The sequence below is a fragment of the Desulfobacterium sp. N47 genome (assembly GCF_051233685.1).
In the GTDB taxonomy this organism is placed as follows: Bacteria; Desulfobacterota; Desulfobacteria; order Desulfobacterales; family RPRI01; genus RPRI01.
The window spans coordinates 1-15,863 of sequence record NZ_JBAMMY010000187.1; the positions used below are offsets into that span (position 1 = coordinate 1).

Here is a 15,863-nt window from a genome sequence, read left to right on the forward strand (position 1 = left end):
CCTTTCAGTCGCTTTCGCCTTCGGCTTACCTTCCGCTTCGCTTCGCCTTCAGACAGAACCTCACGATTCCGCCCTTGCCTTCGGCTAATGTTTATGCTAATGAAATTAACCATTAACAGGATTCATACATAGGGGACTTTCACCCCATAAGTTCACGCCCGTGCCGGGCGTACACAACGGCGTCAAGACCGACGTGGCTTCGCCACGCGGCTTACGCCGTGGGCGTTGTGTGTCCAAGAAATAACTATCAGCTAACTTTCATCTTGTTTTCTTTATTGCTTTCTGTTAGCATGTCGATATGTATAAAATAACTTTCAGCAAAGATGCGGACAAGGCTCTTCGTAGAATGCCGCGCAATGTTTCTCAAAGTATAGCCAATAAAATAAAAGAATTGGCAAACAATCCCTATGAGATGCGTAATGTGAAAAAATTAACAAAACATCCTGGTTACAGACTACGCGTGGGTGATTGGAGGATCGTGTATACGATAAATGACAACGAATTTTTAATCCATGTCATCAACGTGAAAACCAGAGGGGAGATATATAAATGAATGTTCAAATTATAGAAAAAAACGGAAAACCAGAATGGGCAGTAATTCCCTATGACGAATATCAAAAACTTAATGAAGCCTTGGAAGACGCTGAAGACATAAATGATATAGAAAAAAATTTAAAAGCTATACAGGAAGGGAAAGAGATCACAATTCCTGGAGAGATTACTTTTGCCATCCTTGATGGAATAAATCCCATAAGGGCATGGAGAGAACACAAAATGATCAAAATGAATGAATTGGCAAAGAAAGTTGGCATTAGCTCTGCCTATCTCTCGCAAATAGAAAACGGTAAACGAAACCCAACAATTGACACCTTAAAAGCGATTGCCAGGGAATTAAGGGTTGAGATTGAAGTGTTAATATAAAAGAAGCTGATTTAAATTATACTAAAAAATTGCACAACATAGGGTCAACCTGACCGCGGGAAGCTCGGCGGCGCTGCGCGGAAAGGTCATTGGCGCGGCAAGTTACCCAAACGTTATACCCTATAACAATCACGCTTGACGTTAATCACGTAATACATTATTATATAAAACATGATCAGATCATTCAAATGTCAATATACTGAGGCGCTATCACAAGGCCATCATGTCACGCAATTCCTAAACATTGCAAAGGTGGCACGGCGAAAACTTAGACAGCTTGAAATCGCTAACCGGCTTGATGATTTGAGAGTGCCACCCGGCAATCATCTTGAGGCACTTAAGTGTGATCGTTCAGGTCAATACGGCATTCGAATCAACGATCAGTGGCGAGTCTGCTTTCGTTGGGCGGATGGAGGTGCAGAAAATGTGGAAATTATTGATTACCACTGAGGAGGGTCTATTATGAAAAAGTTCGAACCCATTACACCAGGCGAAATCCTGTTAGAAGAATTTTTAAAACCTATGGGGCTCAGCCAGTATCGTCTGGCAAAGGAAATTAGCGTTCCTGCACAACGAATCGGTGAAATTGTTGCTGGTAAGCGTTCGATAACGGCAGATACCGATTTGAGGTTGTGTCGATTCTTTGGTTTGTCCAACGGTTATTGGCTGCGTGCTCAAGCTGCCTATGATACCGAAATTGCAGAGCGTACAATTGGCCCCATGCTAAAAAGCATCAAGCCTTGGTCTGAGTCTTTGGCACAACAAGGCTAATGCAGCCGACGCAAACAGCCGCGGTGCGCGACTATAAACAGCTCAGTCAGGTCGAGCGCGCGTTTCGATCCTTCAAAACGGTAGATCTTATGGTTCGCCCCATTCATCATCGACTCGAAGATCGGGTTCGCTCTCACATCTTTTTATGCATGCTTGCTTATTGTGTCCAATGGCACATGATGGAAGCCTGGCGTCCCCTGATCTATGCCGATGAAAAACAGCAAGAAAAAGCCTTTCGCGATCCGGTTGCACCCGCAAAACGATCCGTTTCAGCAATGCAAAAAGTTCACACTAAAAACCTTGAGGATGGTTCACGGGTTCACTCTTTTCGAAGCCTTCTGGGTCACCTTGGCGCGATTGTCCGAGCAACTTGCCGGTGTCCGGGGGCGGATGACAATGCGCCAACTTTCACGGTAATTACAAAGGCCAATTCGAAACAACAAAAGGCCTTCGACTTGCTCCAGTCGATAAATGCGTAGGCAGAACAAGCGCATCTGATTTTTAAATAACAAATTTAAATTATAGGATAAATATTTCTTTTCTAAAAGGGAACTTCAGTTTAATATTCCGGATATGAATAACCGCTTAGGATCACCAACTCTTTTTGAGGAGGTGATTCTTATTGAAGATCGAAATACTTGTCTGTCATTTCCTATAAGGCATGAAGATTCACACCCATTTTCTTAAATATTTCATCAAGATGCGGCATGGCTTTTCCCTGATGTTCCTTTACTGCTTCCTGAAAACGGAACCAGTGTGTCTTCTCCTTATCTGCATCCTGTTTCCAGCAGAGATCGTCCTTAAACATCGTAAACATAGAGAGCAGGCCTTCCTGGGAATCTTTAAATCCCTTTACTCTAATATCTATTGCCTCTTTAAACCATTCGGATTCATCGAAATCACCTAACCATGGAGCAAGATCATTATACCGCCTGATACGGTCTTCACGGTAGTAATTGCGAGGACCGGAAAATGAAGACCCGATCGCTTCTATCAGCTGAATGCGAAGTTGGCTCCAATCCTCGCTAACAATGCAGTTTCTTTTCAAATTATACGCGCGGTACTTCATATAAATATATTCAGCAGCTTCAAGGAAACGCTCCGTGTTATGCACCTGATCATCTGCAAGCCGAACGTCTTCCCATCGGTGAGCGGGCCAATCCGGGTGATGTTCGGCATTTGCGTGACCGACATCAGGTTTTATATCAAGGCTTATGTTATTGAAAATATCATACCAGCCCACAAAATTCTGATGTGCCCAGGTATCCGAATAAGCATGCGTTGCTATCCCTATACGATAAAGCCGCGTATCATCTGAGGCATTAAAAGCCTCATCTATTAAATTGTTTGCAATCTTGTTGTTTGGTGTGGTGTTCAGTAAATGCATCTTGCCGTCTCTGCGTGCAGCTTTCTCATCCATAGGATCACCAGGCACAAAATGAAAGACAGGATATATCCTCAATAGTTTTCGTTTGGGCTGTAAAATATTCATTGTCTGGGAAATATAGTTTTCGTAGTCGTCACCCCCCTTTGGGTCACTGATCTTAAGGCACACATCGTTTTCATCCACATATTCGGCAGCCGTTGCGATGGTCTTTGCTTCATCCTGGCTAAAGCCTGCTGCTTTTGCAATTATCCCTGTGATGTAATAATGAAATTCGGTATCCATGATTAATCCCCCTTTGTTTATTCATAAAAGATGGAAGATAGCCTTTTTATAAAACTAAAACAGCTAATATTTAAGATTCCTGCTTCCTATTCATACTCCTTCGGAACGGCACAGATTATTTATTATGAAGGGCTCCTTCCATGGAAACCCTGAGCCTTTCAAGGTCCTGAAGTCTGATTGTTTTCATAACTACCTCAAATATAATTTTTATCTATTTGTTTTGTTCTTCTATATCCGTGATACGTTTATCAGTACTTTTTTGAAGCACCTGTTCAACTCCTTTTGCCTTTTCCAGTGCCCTTACCTGATCTGAAAGAATATGTTCTTTATCGGAACGTTCTTTACCGGTTTGATCTTCTTTGCCGGAACATCCGCCAATTAACAGAAATGATATGAACAATATAAATAAATATTTTTTCATCATGATGCTTACCTCTGACGTTTAGGGTGGGCCTGTCTGGTGCTCCGATTGCATAGCGGATACACTGGGCGTTATCATCAGGCTTTTTAAACCGATAACTTGTGGTATTCTCTGTTATCAGGTATGGTTACAGGTATGGTTAGTATTATTAAAGCATTGAAGTCAGAATACCTGTAAGAAGAAAGTCATGTCAATAATAAAAACAACCGTATTAAAACCAGACAGGGCAGACGCCTGGGATGATTATGTTCAAACCCATGCAGATGCCCACTATTGTCATCTTTTTAATTGGAGTCGGGTTATCGGGGAGGTGTACCATCACAAGCCATTTTATTTGGCGGCTGTGATCCGGCAGAGTGCAGGCTCCCAAAAGGAAGAAGCCATCTGCGGAATTTTTCCATTATTTCGGTTCAACGCGTTGACCAGAAAACCCAAATTTATCTCCATCCCGTTTTTTGACCAGACAGGCATCCTTGCAAAAAATCATGCCGTCGAATCAGTGCTTTTTGCAAAAGCCATTGAGCTTATAGAAAACAAGGGTGCCTCAGGCCTTGAAATACGCCAGGCTGTGCCCTCTGCTTTTTCAGAACTTTTGTGTCAAAAGAATCTTCGCTCAAACGTATCATCCATTAAAGTTTCTTTGAAAGTCAAGCTGGGCCAGACTCATGAAGAGATGATGCAGAAGTTTAAATCAAAGCTAAGAAGCCAGATAAAAAAAGGAATGAAAAACGGTTTGGAATCGCGGATCGGGAAACAGGAGCTGATGGATCCTTTTTATACAGTTTTTAGCAAAAACATGCGGGATCTGGGTTCTCCGGTGCATTCAAAAAAATTATTTCATTCAATTTTTAAGTATTTTTACCGCGATGCATTTATATGTGTAGTAACTTATCAATCACAACCCGTTGCAGCAGGATTCATGTTCAGGTTCAAAAGCGAAATAAGTAATCCCTGGGCATCATCGCTTAGGGAATTCAGGCACCTTAATACCAATATGTTTCTATACTGGAAAATGATACGATTTGCCTGCAATCTGGGGCTGGATCGTTTCGACATGGGCAGATCCTCTTTTGGCGCCTCCACATATCTATTCAAGAAACAATGGGACCCGGAAGAAAAACAGCTATACTGGTATAACTGGTATTTAGATGGAAAACAGAATAAAGTAAAGCCGGAGTCGCTGCATATAAGACATTGGAACAGGCTTCCACTTGTTGCTGCCAATTCGCTTGGACCTCTGGTTCGCAGAAATATTTCCCTGTGAAAAAAGGAAATTATGGAAACTGATATTTATCTCACCATTCCCATGCCGTTGCATGTCGTAGTTGACGATGTGGGGTGGTGGTCCGGAAAGGACGGATCATCCTTTAATCAGCCGTACAGAAGCGGTATGGGAAGGGATCATTTGCCTGAAGACTATATTGCTCTGGCAGCCCTTGGCAAAATGCTTAACATGAAAATTCTTGCGGGATTTGTGCTTTGTGAATGGGATAAAACCAATCTTTTAAAGCAATTGCCATCTTCCACATGGATGGGTAAAGACTGGGACAATACCGGAACCAGATGCGAACACAAGGAAAGAGCCGCCGGGATTATAAGAAACGAGTCCGACCATATTGAAATAGCCCTTCACGGCATCGGCCATGAATTCCGGATAAACGGCAAAATGCATCGAGCCGAGTTTCATGACCAGGAATGCCGCATGAGAAGTAAAAGCGAAATAAAAAAGCACTTGGAATTTTTCTTTAAGCTCATGGAACAGTACCATCTCACTCAGTTTCCGGTTGCCTTTATTCCACCTGCTCTGAAACACAGTTTTGGTAATGGCGAACAAGGGTTTCAGAAACTTTTGAGTGAATACGGAATCAGATATGTAACAACCCGCTTCGATAAAGCCAGGCAATTTTCAAAGCCCCTGCATCCCAAAATTACATGGGAGAGCGGTGTGCTGCTGCTGGACAGAGGTAAGCCCGAACCTTCCTGGAATGAAATAGGGCGTGATCCTGTCTTTGCCTTTGACAGGCCGCTCCTTACCCTTCACTGGGCTAATATTCTTCATCAAAATCCCGAAAAGAATCTTTCTGTCATAAATAACTGGGTGGACTTTATTCAAAAAGGGGCAAAAACACACAGGATTCTACTCTCCCGGGATATGCAATCCTGCTTTACCCAATTTCTTCATAAACTCTTCTCGATAATTTCTAACCGGAATGGAGAATATTCAATCGATTTGACCTGGATGGAGAAACTGCCACAAAACCTTGCGGGCTGTTCTTTTTTTTAAATATTATAAAGCCACCGTCTGTGGATCTGAATATTTTTGGTGCAGAGGCGGTATATATTCACAAAAGCTTAGAATCGACCATCTTAAAGCTCACCCCGCATAAAGGAATCGGGAAAATACTGCTCAAACCGGTTCAAAGAGTATGATATCGGAACATATTTCCAATTTAATCGAAAATATCAATACCTGACCTAAAATTTATTGAGACTATCACTTTGACATCTTATGTATCTAACTTATATTTAAACAAAATATTACAACACCAAAATGGTGTGGTATTAATTTAAATAAGAGGAAAGAGCCAGTTACTAATGGAAACAGAACATATACTTGCAAAAGGTTCCGGCCGGATCAATGAAGACACACTTGTTATGGAAAAGAATCTTTTTGGTGTATTTGATGGTGCCGCAAGCCTGGATAAAGCATTTTTTGGCAGCAAAAAAACCGGAGGAATGATTGCATCCTCGACTGCCTGTTCCGTTTTCTCTAAGAATCACTATCCCCTTATAGAGTTAGCCAAGGCTGCAAACAAGGCCATTAATGATGAGATGATATCCCACGGTGTAAATCTTTCAGCAAGGGAAAGTTTGTGGAGCACGAGCGCCGCTGTGGTCAGATTAAGAAAGAAAGGGCTCGAATGGATTCAGACAGGAGACTCTTTTATTATTCTGATATACAGGGACAATTCATACAGGATTCTCACCCAGCGGGACGATCATGATTTCGAAACCCTTTCTATCTGGAAAAGTATGTCTGAAAGCAGCACTATTTTAATTCATGAAGCACTGGCAGATCAAATCCGCAAAACAAGATATGGTATGAACATATCCTATGGGGTACTTAATGGTGAGAAAGAGGCCGAAACCTTTTTAAAGTCCGGTGTCGAATCCTTAGAGGATGTAAAGGAGGTTCTTGTCTTCACAGACGGATTGAACATACCTGTGGAAACACCTGAAAAGGAGAAAAACTTCGATATTCTTGTCGAACGCTTTCTTAGCCTCGGTTTGAAAGGTTTGAAGGAGCACATCCGGGAGATAGAAAAAAATGATCCCAGGTGTATAAAATATCCCAGATTCAAGTGCCATGACGACATTGCAGCTATTTGCATCCGGCCTGATATATAATTTAATTCTTCCGGGAACACCCCCCAACACAATAATGACGAAATACCACCATAGGCATGTCGCCGCAAAGCCATATAATCAGGGAAAATTCCGCGCTAATCTATTCCACCGCGTTCACCGATAGTTACTGCATCCTTTTTACGCTTGAATGGCGGAACTTCTTATGCAATAATACGCGAAATTTCTTCAGGCAACTTTAGAAGGGAAAGCAGCTCAACTGCATACTTAAAAACTATGGAAAAAAAATTATTAATGCCGTCCATGCTTAAACCCGGTGATACGATCGGAATAGCCGCACCTGCAAGTCCTTTTGACAGAAACAGGTTTAATAAAGGTGTTTCCGTTCTTGAATCCATGGGGTTTAATATCTATATCCCCGAAGAAATATATAATGTAAAAGGATATTTGGCTGGAGAAGATTACCAGCGGGCCGCAATTATTAATAACCTTTTTTCCGAAAAAAAGATAAAGGCTGTTTTTTTCGCAAGAGGCGGATTCGGCTCAATGAAACTGCTGCCTTTGCTTGATTACAAAACTATTTCTAAAAATCCTAAAATCTTAATAGGATATAGTGATATAAGCGCTCTTTTGTCTGCGATTTATAAAAAATGCGGCCTTATTTCCTTTCATGGCCCAATGCTTACAACACTTGCAGATGCCCCAAAAAAAACAATACATGCTATGTTATCGGTTTTAACTTCACAATCTGATATTAAGATCAAACCGAAAAGGGCCGTCGTGTTAAATCCCGGCAGAGTATCGGGTACTTTGCTTGGAGGAAACTTATCGACTCTTTGCCATCTCACAGGAACACCCTATCTGCCGTATTTTAAAGACTGTATTCTTGTAATAGAAGACAGGGGTGAAGCTCTGTACAGAATAGACAGAATGCTTACTCACATGAAACTTGCAGGATATTTTAAAGGTTTGGCGGGTTTGGCATTGGGCTCATTTACAGAGTGCGGTCAGGTAAAAGAAATTTATAAACTGATACAGGATCTGTTTAAAGAATATGATATCCCTGTTCTTGCCGGATTGGAAGCCGGTCATGGAAAGGAAAATATTACTATCCCTTTTGGGCTAAAAGCTGATCTTGATACAGACAGCAAAATGCTTTCTATTAAGTGGCAATAACGGCTGTATGGAAGAAATAAACAATGCCATGATAGGCGCCCTTTCTGAAAATGTTTTCCCGGGAGCGGTACTTATCGTTTCGGTAAAGGGTGAAGTTGTATTTTTTGAAGCATACGGTTATGCAAACAAATTATCGCTTAAAAAGATGACAAAACATACAGTTTTCGATCTCGCTTCTCTGACAAAACCGCTTTCCACAACGCTTGCCGTTATCAAACTTATTGAGAAAGGAAAACTTGAACTAAAAGATAAACTTAGGAAGATTCTTCCTCAGTTTAAAAATACCGGTAAGGCAGATATTAACATAAAAAATCTTCTTCTGCATAATTCGGGATTACCTGATTATCGTCCATATTATTTTATTTTGTCCGATATTATGAAAAATGAAAGGCAGAGTGCATTAAAAAATATGCTCGTTAAAGAGCCGCTGATATACAAACCCGGAGAAAAGACTTTATACAGTGATATCGGCTTTATGATCTTAAGATGGGTTATTGAAGAGATTTCGGGGTATCGGCTGGATCATTTTATGGATGAGAACATATATCAACCGCTTGGTCTTGATAATCTTTTTTATATTGATCTTGAATCGGAGTATAGAAAGAAAAAAAACGGAATTTATGCAGCCACGGAATTTTGTTCCTGGCGTAATATTCTTATAGATGGTGTTGTGCATGATGAAAATGCTTATGTAATGGGCGGGATAGAAGGTCATGCCGGTCTTTTCGGTACTGCAAGTGATGTTAATCAATTATTATCACAACTGCTTTTTTCATTTCATGGATTATCTGAAAACTCAATTATCGACGGAGAACTTATTAAAATTTTTTTAAGCCGGCAAAAAGAAGCTGACCGGGTTTTGGGTTTTGATACGCCTTCTTTAACAGGCTCAAGCAGTGGAAAATATTTTTCGTACAACACGGTTGGCCATCTTGGTTTTACCGGTACTTCTTTCTGGATGGATCTTGAAAGGTACGTAATTGCAATATTGCTCACAAATAGAATACATACTACACGCAATAACTTAAAAATAAAAGATTTCAGGCCGGTGTTATACGATAACGTAATGGTAAATCTGGGAAAAATGAGGTTATAAATTATTGGTTGATTTTGTGGCAAAAGCCCGGGGTTTAATAAAGCGGGTGCATTATCTTTATTAAAAGAAACGATTATTTTATAAATTATCCTTGTAATAAAAGAAGATTTCTGGTAGCTGTGCACAATAATTATATTTATCGGAAATGTTTTGATGACTTAAATACCCAAGCTGTGCAGATTGGATTGATGTGTATTCTTCGTCTGTATGAGTGTTGCACTCAAACTGGTCATTTGAACTTGTAAAATTCACATTTCATTCCAAAAGATATGCGTGCCTTGCGTTTGTATGATTATTTTAAAAAGCCGCCAAAATTTTACTTGTTACAGAATTATCCGTTAGTAATACAATAAAACAACAGTTTATTAATACATCCTTGAGGGAATATGAATCTTTTTATAGATAAAATTTTAGGCGCTTTTTCCAGCGATCTTGCCATTGATCTTGGCACTGCAAACACACTCATTTATGTTAAGGGAAAAGGGATTGTTCTGAACGAACCTTCCGTAGTTGCTGTTAACAAGGACGATAACACTAAAAGCCGTGTTCTTGCTGTTGGAATGGAGGCAAAAAATATGCTGGGAAGAACACCTGGCAATATAGTTGCGGTTCGTCCCATACGTGAAGGTGTTATCGCTGATTTTGAAGTTACCGAGGCGATGCTGCGCCATTTTATTCAAAAAGTTCATAACAGAAGAACCTTTGTCAGGCCAAGGATAATTATTGCTGTGCCTTCGGGGATCACACAGGTTGAAAAACGTGCTGTAAAGGAATCAGCCGAATCAGCGGGAGCACGTGAAGTATTTTTAATCGAAGAGCCGATGGCAGCTGCTATTGGGGCCGGGTTGCCTATTTCCGAACCTATCTGTAACATGATTATTGATATCGGAGGAGGAACAACCGAAGTTGCAGTTATTTCTCTTGCCGGTATTGTTTACAGCAGATCAGTCAGAGTGGCAGGTGATAAGATGGATAGTTCTATCATTCAATACATAAAGAGAAAGTATAACCTGCTTATAGGAGAAAGATCGGCTGAAATGATAAAAACAACTATAGGCAACGCTTACCCTGACACTGAAAATATTGAAACAATAGAAGTCAAGGGCAGGGATCTTGCATCAGGAATTCCTAAGATATTATCTATTGATTCTGAAGAAATAAGACTTGCAATTTCCGAGCAGATTGATGCAATTGTTGATACTGTTAAGATTGCACTGGAACATACTCCTCCTGAACTGGCATCGGATATTGTTGATACAGGCATTATTTTAACCGGAGGAGGAGCATTGTTAAAAAACCTTGATAAGCTTTTAAGAGAAGAAACAAGTCTTCCAATCCGGGTTACAGAGGAACCATTATTGGCAGTAGCCATGGGTGCAGGAAAAGCATTAGACAGCATTGAAATCCTAAAAAAGATCGTATTATCGTAATTTCATGTTTTCAAAAAAAACAATGATAGTAGTCTGTGTAATTATACTTGTGACTGCCAATATCATTGTGCTCTCAGTCTCCAGCAAACATCGTTATCCCCCGTCCTCTCTCGGCAGGACTGCGTTGATTATCGTATCCCCTTTCCAGAAGGCTCTGACACGAACAATTGATTTCACAAAAAACACATGGAATCATTATTTTTTTCTTGTTTCAACGGAAGAGGAAAACGACAGGCTTAAACAAAAAATGGGGTATCTTATTCAAAAAAACAATGAATACCGCGAAGCAGTCCTTTCCAATATCAGGCTGCAAAGCTTATTCGATTTTCGCCAAAGCATACCTTATGAATCAATTGCTGCTGAAGTGATTTCCGTTGGCCCTTCCCTATGGTACCGGACATTGGTTATTGATAAGGGAAAAACAAGCGGGGTTAAAGCGGGTCAGCCCGTTATTACTCCTGAAGGGATAGTCGGGCAGGTCATTGATACTGCTGACAGTTATTCAAAGATACTGCTGATAATAGATCAGGACAGTGCCGTAGATGCGATTGTACAGAAAAACAGGGCACGGGGTATTGTCAAAGGCGCATCTTCGGATCAATGTATCTTTAAATATGTTATGAGAAGGCATGATATAGAAGTAGGGGATTCTGTAATTTCTTCAGGGCTTGATGGTGTTTTTCCCAAAGGACTTCCTGTCGGGTTTATTTCAAATATTAACAGGAAAAATTCCGGGCTTTTTCAGGAAATAAAATTAACACCACATGTTGATTTCAGAAAACTGGAAGAAGTTCTTATTTTAATAAATCATTAACTCAGCAATTATATATTATAATAAATAATGAAGTATCTTTTTTACGCCTTCTTATGCATTTTGCTGGCAATCATTCAAACAACGTTTGTTCTCTATTTCCCGATATTTAGAGGATGTTACGATCTTTTCGTGATAATTGTTGTATTTTTAGGCCTTTACCGGAATTTTCGTGAAAGTATCCCTGTAATTTTATTGGCAGGGCTATTGATGGATAATATGTACAACGGCCCGTTCGGTTTATATCTTACCTCATATATATGGATATATATTTGTATCAGATGGAGTTCGGTATACTTTAACGTAAGAAGCAGTTTGTTTTTAATTTTTGCTGTTGCGGCAGGAGTGTTGTTTGAAAATTTAGTTTTCATAAGTTCGTTTATCATGTTTAATTCCGATTTGCTCCTTTCCGAAAATATATTATGGAAAATATTGACACAATTTATCTGGGCACTTTTCTCCGGGTATTTTTTTATTATGCTTATCAAAAAAGCCTATAATTCCTGTTCCAGGCTGTTTAGCTTCCAGGCTATCGAGCAAAACGGGCATACATGGTAATGATGTTTTTTATGCTGTAATGAAATATAATTTGGTTTTCAGGCAATGGACAATTTATTAAGAAGTACGGATAACAAATGGTTCAGGCATCGTTTGTCAGTGGTTACTTATTTTGTTACCGTTGCATTCGCTCTTCTTTTCCTACGCTTATTCTATCTGCAGATTATTGAAGGTACCGACTACAGGCAACTTTCCGAAAACAATTGTATACGTTCACAAAATATAGAATATTCCCGTGGAATGCTTTTAGATCGCAACGGGGTTTTGCTTGTTGATAACAGGCCTTCTTTTAATCTAAGTGTGGTATTAAGTAACGCCAAGCCACTCGAATTAACCATTACTAAGCTTTCCAAATATATAAATGTGCCTGCTGAAGATTTAATGCAACAGGTCAGCGGCATAAAAGGTATATCCTGTTACAAGCCGTTTGTACTGAAACAAGATATAGGAAGAGATATTCTTGCTGCCATAGAAGCTCATAAATATGATCTGCCGGGAATTTCGGTGGATGTTCAACCTAAAAGATTTTACATGCAGGGCAATAGGGCCGCACACCTTATTGGATACTTAAGCGAGATAAGTGCAAACGAACTCAAAAATGAAAAATATTCTGAAAATAAACCGGGTGAGTATATAGGTAAGTTTGGAATTGAAAAAACATTTGAAAAATATCTGACAGGAAAGAGGGGGGTGCGCCAGGTAGAGGTGAATGCTGTGGGTCAGGTTATCAGGGTTTTGAATACTGCTGATGCTGAAGCCGGAGACAATATATATCTTACAATTGATGAGCGGCTTCAAAGAAAAGCGGAAGAGCTTCTGGAAAATAAAGCCGGTGCCGTTGTTGCAATGGAACCTTATTCCGGTGAAATTCTGGCAATGGCCAGCAGCCCTTCTTTCGATCCTAATTTGTTTGTATCAGGCATGACGCATGATGAGTGGAACAATCTCATTTCACACCCTCAACGACCAATAGAGAATAAAGCTATAATGGGAACTTATCCTCCGGCTTCCACATATAAGATTATAACTGCTTTGGCGGCTTTGGAAGAAAAAATTATTGATAAAAATACAACATTTTACTGTCCCGGCTATTTAGCACATGGAAACCGAAAATATATGTGCTGGAAAAAAGGAGGCCATGGCCGGGTTAACGTTGTAAAAGCGCTGGCGGAATCCTGCGACGTATTCTTTTATAACATCGGACAGAGGCTCGATATTGACAAACTCGAAAGGTATGCAAAATCATGCGGACTTGGTTCTTCAACAGGTATCGATCTGGAGCACGAAGGTTCAGGGTTGATCCCTTCCTCCAAGTGGAAAAAAAAAAGATTCGGATATTCCTGGAGCAGCGGAGAGAGTCTTTCGGCTGTTATCGGGCAGGGTTATAATCTGGTTACTCCCATTCAGTTGCTGGTGCTGATATCCGAAATCGCCAACGGCGGTAATAAGATCAAACCTTTGGTTGTAAAAAAAATAATAAATCCTGAGGGGAAGGTTATTTTGGAAAGCAAGCCTGAAAATCTTGGCCGGATTTCTGCGAGCCAAAGCACCATAGATATTATCAGAGAAGGTTTATGTGACGTAGTAAATAAAAATTACGGCACAGCCTACCGATCCCGCATAGATGGCGGAATTGAAATGTGTGGCAAAACAGGAACCGCACAGGTTGTTGGCAGAAAGAAAGATGAAAGTAACTATGATAAAAAAATAATCCCATATCTTCATAAATCTCACGCATTATTTGTTTGTTATTCTCCGGCAGCTAATCCTAAAATTGCCGTAGCTGTAGTCATTGAACATGGCGAGCACGGTGCAACCACCGCTGCACCGATCGCAAAAGAGCTTATTCAAACTTTTTTGAATCCAATAAATGAAGAAGACCAAACTTCATCCGATGAAGCTGTGAAATATAAGCAAGTTTATGATTAATATAAAAATGTACATTGTTTTAAGCAGCAATAGATGTGATATTTTCCCATAGCAGACACTTTTTTACGACTTTTTACGAACCAATCAAAATTGATTTAAAACAAAAAGCATTGATCGTTTATTGTATATATAATATAAAAGCACGAAAACAGATAACATTCGCAACACCACAGGATTATTTACTATAAAATGATTGATCGCAGACTTGTTCAAAATTTTGACTGGAAATTACTTGGCCTTACCTTGATTCTTTCTTTTGTGGGGATTATGACTCTGTACAGTGCAGTAACCGCAGGGAAATCAACCACACAGGATGTGCTTTTTATAAAACAAATCATCTGGTATTCTGCCGGCTTTGTGCTCATGATTATTTCTTTTCTGTTCAATTATAGAGTTTTAGACAGATGGGCTTTTATCATATACGGGTTTTGTATTTTGCTTCTTATATTGGTTTTGGTTTTAGGAAAATCCGCCGGAGGATCACGGCGTTGGCTTATAATGGGGCCGATAACTTTTCAGCCATCTGAATTCGCCAAGCTTGCCGTTATTTTTGTCCTTGCCAGGTATTACTCAAAAGCAGCAAGCACCAATGGACTTACTTTGAGTGAATTATTGGCTCCGGCTGTATTATGTATAATTCCTTTTGCTTTAATAGTGCTTCAGCCGGATCTGGGTACAGCTATGCTGATTATCTTAATAGCTGCATCCATGTCTTTATTTGTAAAAATTGAAAAGAAAGCTTTCATATTTATTTTAACAAGTGTTGCCTTAGCTATTCCAACAATTTGGTTTTTCCTCAGAGATTATCAGAAAAAAAGGATCATTACTTTCTTAAATCCGGAGTATGACCCTCTTGGTGCGGGGTATCATATCATTCAATCAAAAATTGCCATAGGTTCAGGTATGTTAACAGGCAAGGGCTTCCTTAAGGGAACTCAAAGTGCTCTCTCTTTTTTGCCTGAGCAGCAAACCGATTTTATTTTTTCAGTTTTTGCAGAGGAATGGGGATTTGTCGGCTGTTTATTTTTGCTGTTTATTTTTTTTATGTTTATTGCACGGTGTTTAAAAATATCATATGGCAGCAGAAATAATTTTGGAGCTATTTTATCATTCGGAATAACTGCATTGTTTATGTGCCATATAGTTGTCAATATGGGTATGGCTATGGGTTTGGTGCCGGTTGTCGGCGTAACTTTGCCTTTTATAAGCTATGGCGGGTCATCAATAATTGTTATACTTGTAAGTATAGGAATATTATTAAATATCAGCATGAGAAGATTTTTATTCAATTAAAGAATTTCTTATTGCAATGATTTATAATTTGAAGTTGATTGAATTATATTATATAAAATATTTTATAAAAAACCTTTGACAAGTTGTTGATACCGGTGTTATAGAGCGCCAGATTTAACAATCTCGTTAAAAGAGAGATTTGGATAGCAAAGCAATACACTTCATAAGCAAAGCGCGCGAATTGCAGTAAATGAAGTAAATATTTCCTTACGCTGCTATGATTCATATCATTGAATCGTATATACCGTCTTGCACAACAGGAAGGTTGCAGGGTGGAGATAGACACAAATTGTACTTATGGCTTTTCATAAAGCTGTAAGAATTTGAAAACAATTTATAAATTTTGAGAACGTTAGAAAACACAAATTGTAAACGTCTGCTTAAATGTAATATTTTGTACCCTTATTTATTCCGATAGATAG

Annotated in this window: 16 protein-coding genes; 14 read left to right on the forward strand and 2 right to left on the reverse strand. The window is 39.6% G+C overall.

Features of this window, described 5'->3' with window-relative positions; genetic code table 11:
* Positions 1-298: 298 nt before the first annotated feature.
* The 5 genes from VXK47_RS12265 to VXK47_RS12285 all read left to right on the forward strand — a co-directional run bounded on the left by VXK47_RS12265 (position 299) and on the right by VXK47_RS12285 (position 2,171).
* A complete protein-coding gene (locus tag VXK47_RS12265; protein WP_435549074.1) occupies positions 299-553 on the forward strand; it encodes a type II toxin-antitoxin system RelE family toxin in 255 nt (84 codons plus the stop codon).
* The gene (locus tag VXK47_RS12270) at positions 550-921 is read left to right on the forward strand and encodes a helix-turn-helix domain-containing protein (RefSeq protein ID WP_435549075.1); all 372 of its coding nucleotides are present in this window, start codon (positions 550-552) and stop codon (positions 919-921) included. Before VXK47_RS12265 ends, VXK47_RS12270 begins: the two co-directional genes overlap by 4 nt.
* A 171-nt stretch (positions 922-1,092) precedes the next feature.
* Positions 1,093-1,371 (forward strand): type II toxin-antitoxin system RelE/ParE family toxin, encoded by a 279-nt coding sequence (locus tag VXK47_RS12275; RefSeq protein WP_435549076.1) that lies wholly within the window; start codon positions 1,093-1,095, stop codon positions 1,369-1,371.
* A 12-nt stretch (positions 1,372-1,383) separates the two neighbouring features.
* Positions 1,384-1,692 (forward strand): helix-turn-helix transcriptional regulator, encoded by a 309-nt coding sequence (locus tag VXK47_RS12280; RefSeq protein WP_435549077.1) that lies wholly within the window; start codon positions 1,384-1,386, stop codon positions 1,690-1,692.
* Positions 1,692-2,171 (forward strand): hypothetical protein, encoded by a 480-nt coding sequence (locus VXK47_RS12285; RefSeq protein ID WP_435549078.1) that lies wholly within the window; start codon positions 1,692-1,694, stop codon positions 2,169-2,171. The genes VXK47_RS12280 and VXK47_RS12285 overlap by 1 nt, the downstream gene beginning before the upstream one ends.
* Positions 2,172-2,344: 173 nt before the next feature.
* Here the strand turns inward: VXK47_RS12285 and VXK47_RS12290 are convergent, their stop codons facing one another.
* Positions 2,345-3,361, reverse strand: coding sequence for a DUF6765 family protein (locus VXK47_RS12290; RefSeq protein WP_435549079.1), 1,017 nt, complete (start codon positions 3,359-3,361; stop codon positions 2,345-2,347).
* A 211-nt stretch (positions 3,362-3,572) separates the two neighbouring features.
* Positions 3,573-3,785 (reverse strand): hypothetical protein, encoded by a 213-nt coding sequence (locus VXK47_RS12295; protein WP_435549080.1) that lies wholly within the window; start codon positions 3,783-3,785, stop codon positions 3,573-3,575.
* A gap of 184 nt (positions 3,786-3,969) precedes the next feature.
* Here VXK47_RS12295 and VXK47_RS12300 point away from each other — a divergent pair, with 184 nt between their 5' ends.
* The 9 genes from VXK47_RS12300 (at position 3,970) to rodA (ending at position 15,441) form a co-directional block, all read left to right on the forward strand.
* Positions 3,970-5,046 (forward strand): GNAT family N-acetyltransferase, encoded by a 1,077-nt coding sequence (locus tag VXK47_RS12300; protein WP_435549081.1) that lies wholly within the window; start codon positions 3,970-3,972, stop codon positions 5,044-5,046.
* 12 nt (positions 5,047-5,058) lie between these two features.
* Positions 5,059-6,066: a hypothetical protein gene (locus VXK47_RS12305; RefSeq protein WP_435549082.1), complete on the forward strand. Its 1,008-nt coding sequence runs from the start codon at positions 5,059-5,061 to the stop codon at positions 6,064-6,066.
* Between the two features lie 311 nt (positions 6,067-6,377).
* Positions 6,378-7,190, forward strand: a complete 813-nt coding sequence (locus VXK47_RS12310; protein ID WP_435549083.1) for a protein phosphatase 2C domain-containing protein — start codon at positions 6,378-6,380, stop codon at positions 7,188-7,190.
* A gap of 234 nt (positions 7,191-7,424) precedes the next feature.
* A complete protein-coding gene (locus tag VXK47_RS12315; RefSeq protein ID WP_435549084.1) occupies positions 7,425-8,324 on the forward strand; it encodes a S66 peptidase family protein in 900 nt (299 codons plus the stop codon).
* 7 nt (positions 8,325-8,331) lie between these two features.
* On the forward strand, positions 8,332-9,420 hold the full coding sequence (locus tag VXK47_RS12320) for a serine hydrolase domain-containing protein (protein ID WP_435549085.1): 1,089 nt from the start codon (positions 8,332-8,334) through the stop codon (positions 9,418-9,420).
* 386 nt (positions 9,421-9,806) lie between these two features.
* Positions 9,807-10,850 (forward strand): rod shape-determining protein, encoded by a 1,044-nt coding sequence (locus tag VXK47_RS12325; RefSeq protein ID WP_435549086.1) that lies wholly within the window; start codon positions 9,807-9,809, stop codon positions 10,848-10,850.
* A gap of 4 nt (positions 10,851-10,854) precedes the next feature.
* The gene (mreC, locus tag VXK47_RS12330) at positions 10,855-11,664 is read left to right on the forward strand and encodes a rod shape-determining protein MreC (RefSeq protein ID WP_435549087.1); all 810 of its coding nucleotides are present in this window, start codon (positions 10,855-10,857) and stop codon (positions 11,662-11,664) included.
* A 600-nt stretch (positions 11,665-12,264) separates the two neighbouring features.
* Positions 12,265-14,148, forward strand: a complete 1,884-nt coding sequence (mrdA, locus tag VXK47_RS12335; RefSeq protein WP_435549088.1) for a penicillin-binding protein 2 — start codon at positions 12,265-12,267, stop codon at positions 14,146-14,148.
* Positions 14,149-14,337: 189 nt separating this feature from the next.
* Positions 14,338-15,441 carry a rod shape-determining protein RodA gene (gene rodA, locus VXK47_RS12340; RefSeq protein WP_435549089.1) on the forward strand — a complete coding sequence of 368 codons (1,104 nt, stop codon included), beginning with the start codon at positions 14,338-14,340 and terminating at the stop codon, positions 15,439-15,441.
* Positions 15,442-15,863: the final 422 nt, after the last annotated feature.

What these genes read in the sequence shown, in the direction of transcription:
- VXK47_RS12310 (WP_435549083.1), top strand. Translation starts at nt 6,378, where the DNA reads ATGGAAACAGAACATATACTTGCAAAAGGTTCCGGCCGGATCAATGAA.
- VXK47_RS12265 (WP_435549074.1), top strand. Translation starts at nt 299, where the DNA reads ATGTATAAAATAACTTTCAGCAAAGATGCGGACAAGGCTCTTCGTAGA.
- VXK47_RS12300 (WP_435549081.1), top strand. Translation starts at nt 3,970, where the DNA reads ATGTCAATAATAAAAACAACCGTATTAAAACCAGACAGGGCAGACGCC.
- VXK47_RS12270 (WP_435549075.1), top strand. Translation starts at nt 550, where the DNA reads ATGAATGTTCAAATTATAGAAAAAAACGGAAAACCAGAATGGGCAGTA.
- rodA (WP_435549089.1), top strand. Translation starts at nt 14,338, where the DNA reads ATGATTGATCGCAGACTTGTTCAAAATTTTGACTGGAAATTACTTGGC.
- VXK47_RS12325 (WP_435549086.1), top strand. Translation starts at nt 9,807, where the DNA reads ATGAATCTTTTTATAGATAAAATTTTAGGCGCTTTTTCCAGCGATCTT.
- VXK47_RS12280 (WP_435549077.1), top strand. Translation starts at nt 1,384, where the DNA reads ATGAAAAAGTTCGAACCCATTACACCAGGCGAAATCCTGTTAGAAGAA.
- VXK47_RS12275 (WP_435549076.1), top strand. Translation starts at nt 1,093, where the DNA reads ATGATCAGATCATTCAAATGTCAATATACTGAGGCGCTATCACAAGGC.
- VXK47_RS12290 (WP_435549079.1), bottom strand. Translation starts at nt 3,361, where the DNA reads ATGGATACCGAATTTCATTATTACATCACAGGGATAATTGCAAAAGCA.
- VXK47_RS12295 (WP_435549080.1), bottom strand. Translation starts at nt 3,785, where the DNA reads ATGATGAAAAAATATTTATTTATATTGTTCATATCATTTCTGTTAATT.
- mrdA (WP_435549088.1), top strand. Translation starts at nt 12,265, where the DNA reads ATGGACAATTTATTAAGAAGTACGGATAACAAATGGTTCAGGCATCGT.
- mreC (WP_435549087.1), top strand. Translation starts at nt 10,855, where the DNA reads ATGTTTTCAAAAAAAACAATGATAGTAGTCTGTGTAATTATACTTGTG.
- VXK47_RS12285 (WP_435549078.1), top strand. Translation starts at nt 1,692, where the DNA reads ATGCAGCCGACGCAAACAGCCGCGGTGCGCGACTATAAACAGCTCAGT.
- VXK47_RS12305 (WP_435549082.1), top strand. Translation starts at nt 5,059, where the DNA reads ATGGAAACTGATATTTATCTCACCATTCCCATGCCGTTGCATGTCGTA.
- VXK47_RS12315 (WP_435549084.1), top strand. Translation starts at nt 7,425, where the DNA reads ATGGAAAAAAAATTATTAATGCCGTCCATGCTTAAACCCGGTGATACG.
- VXK47_RS12320 (WP_435549085.1), top strand. Translation starts at nt 8,332, where the DNA reads ATGGAAGAAATAAACAATGCCATGATAGGCGCCCTTTCTGAAAATGTT.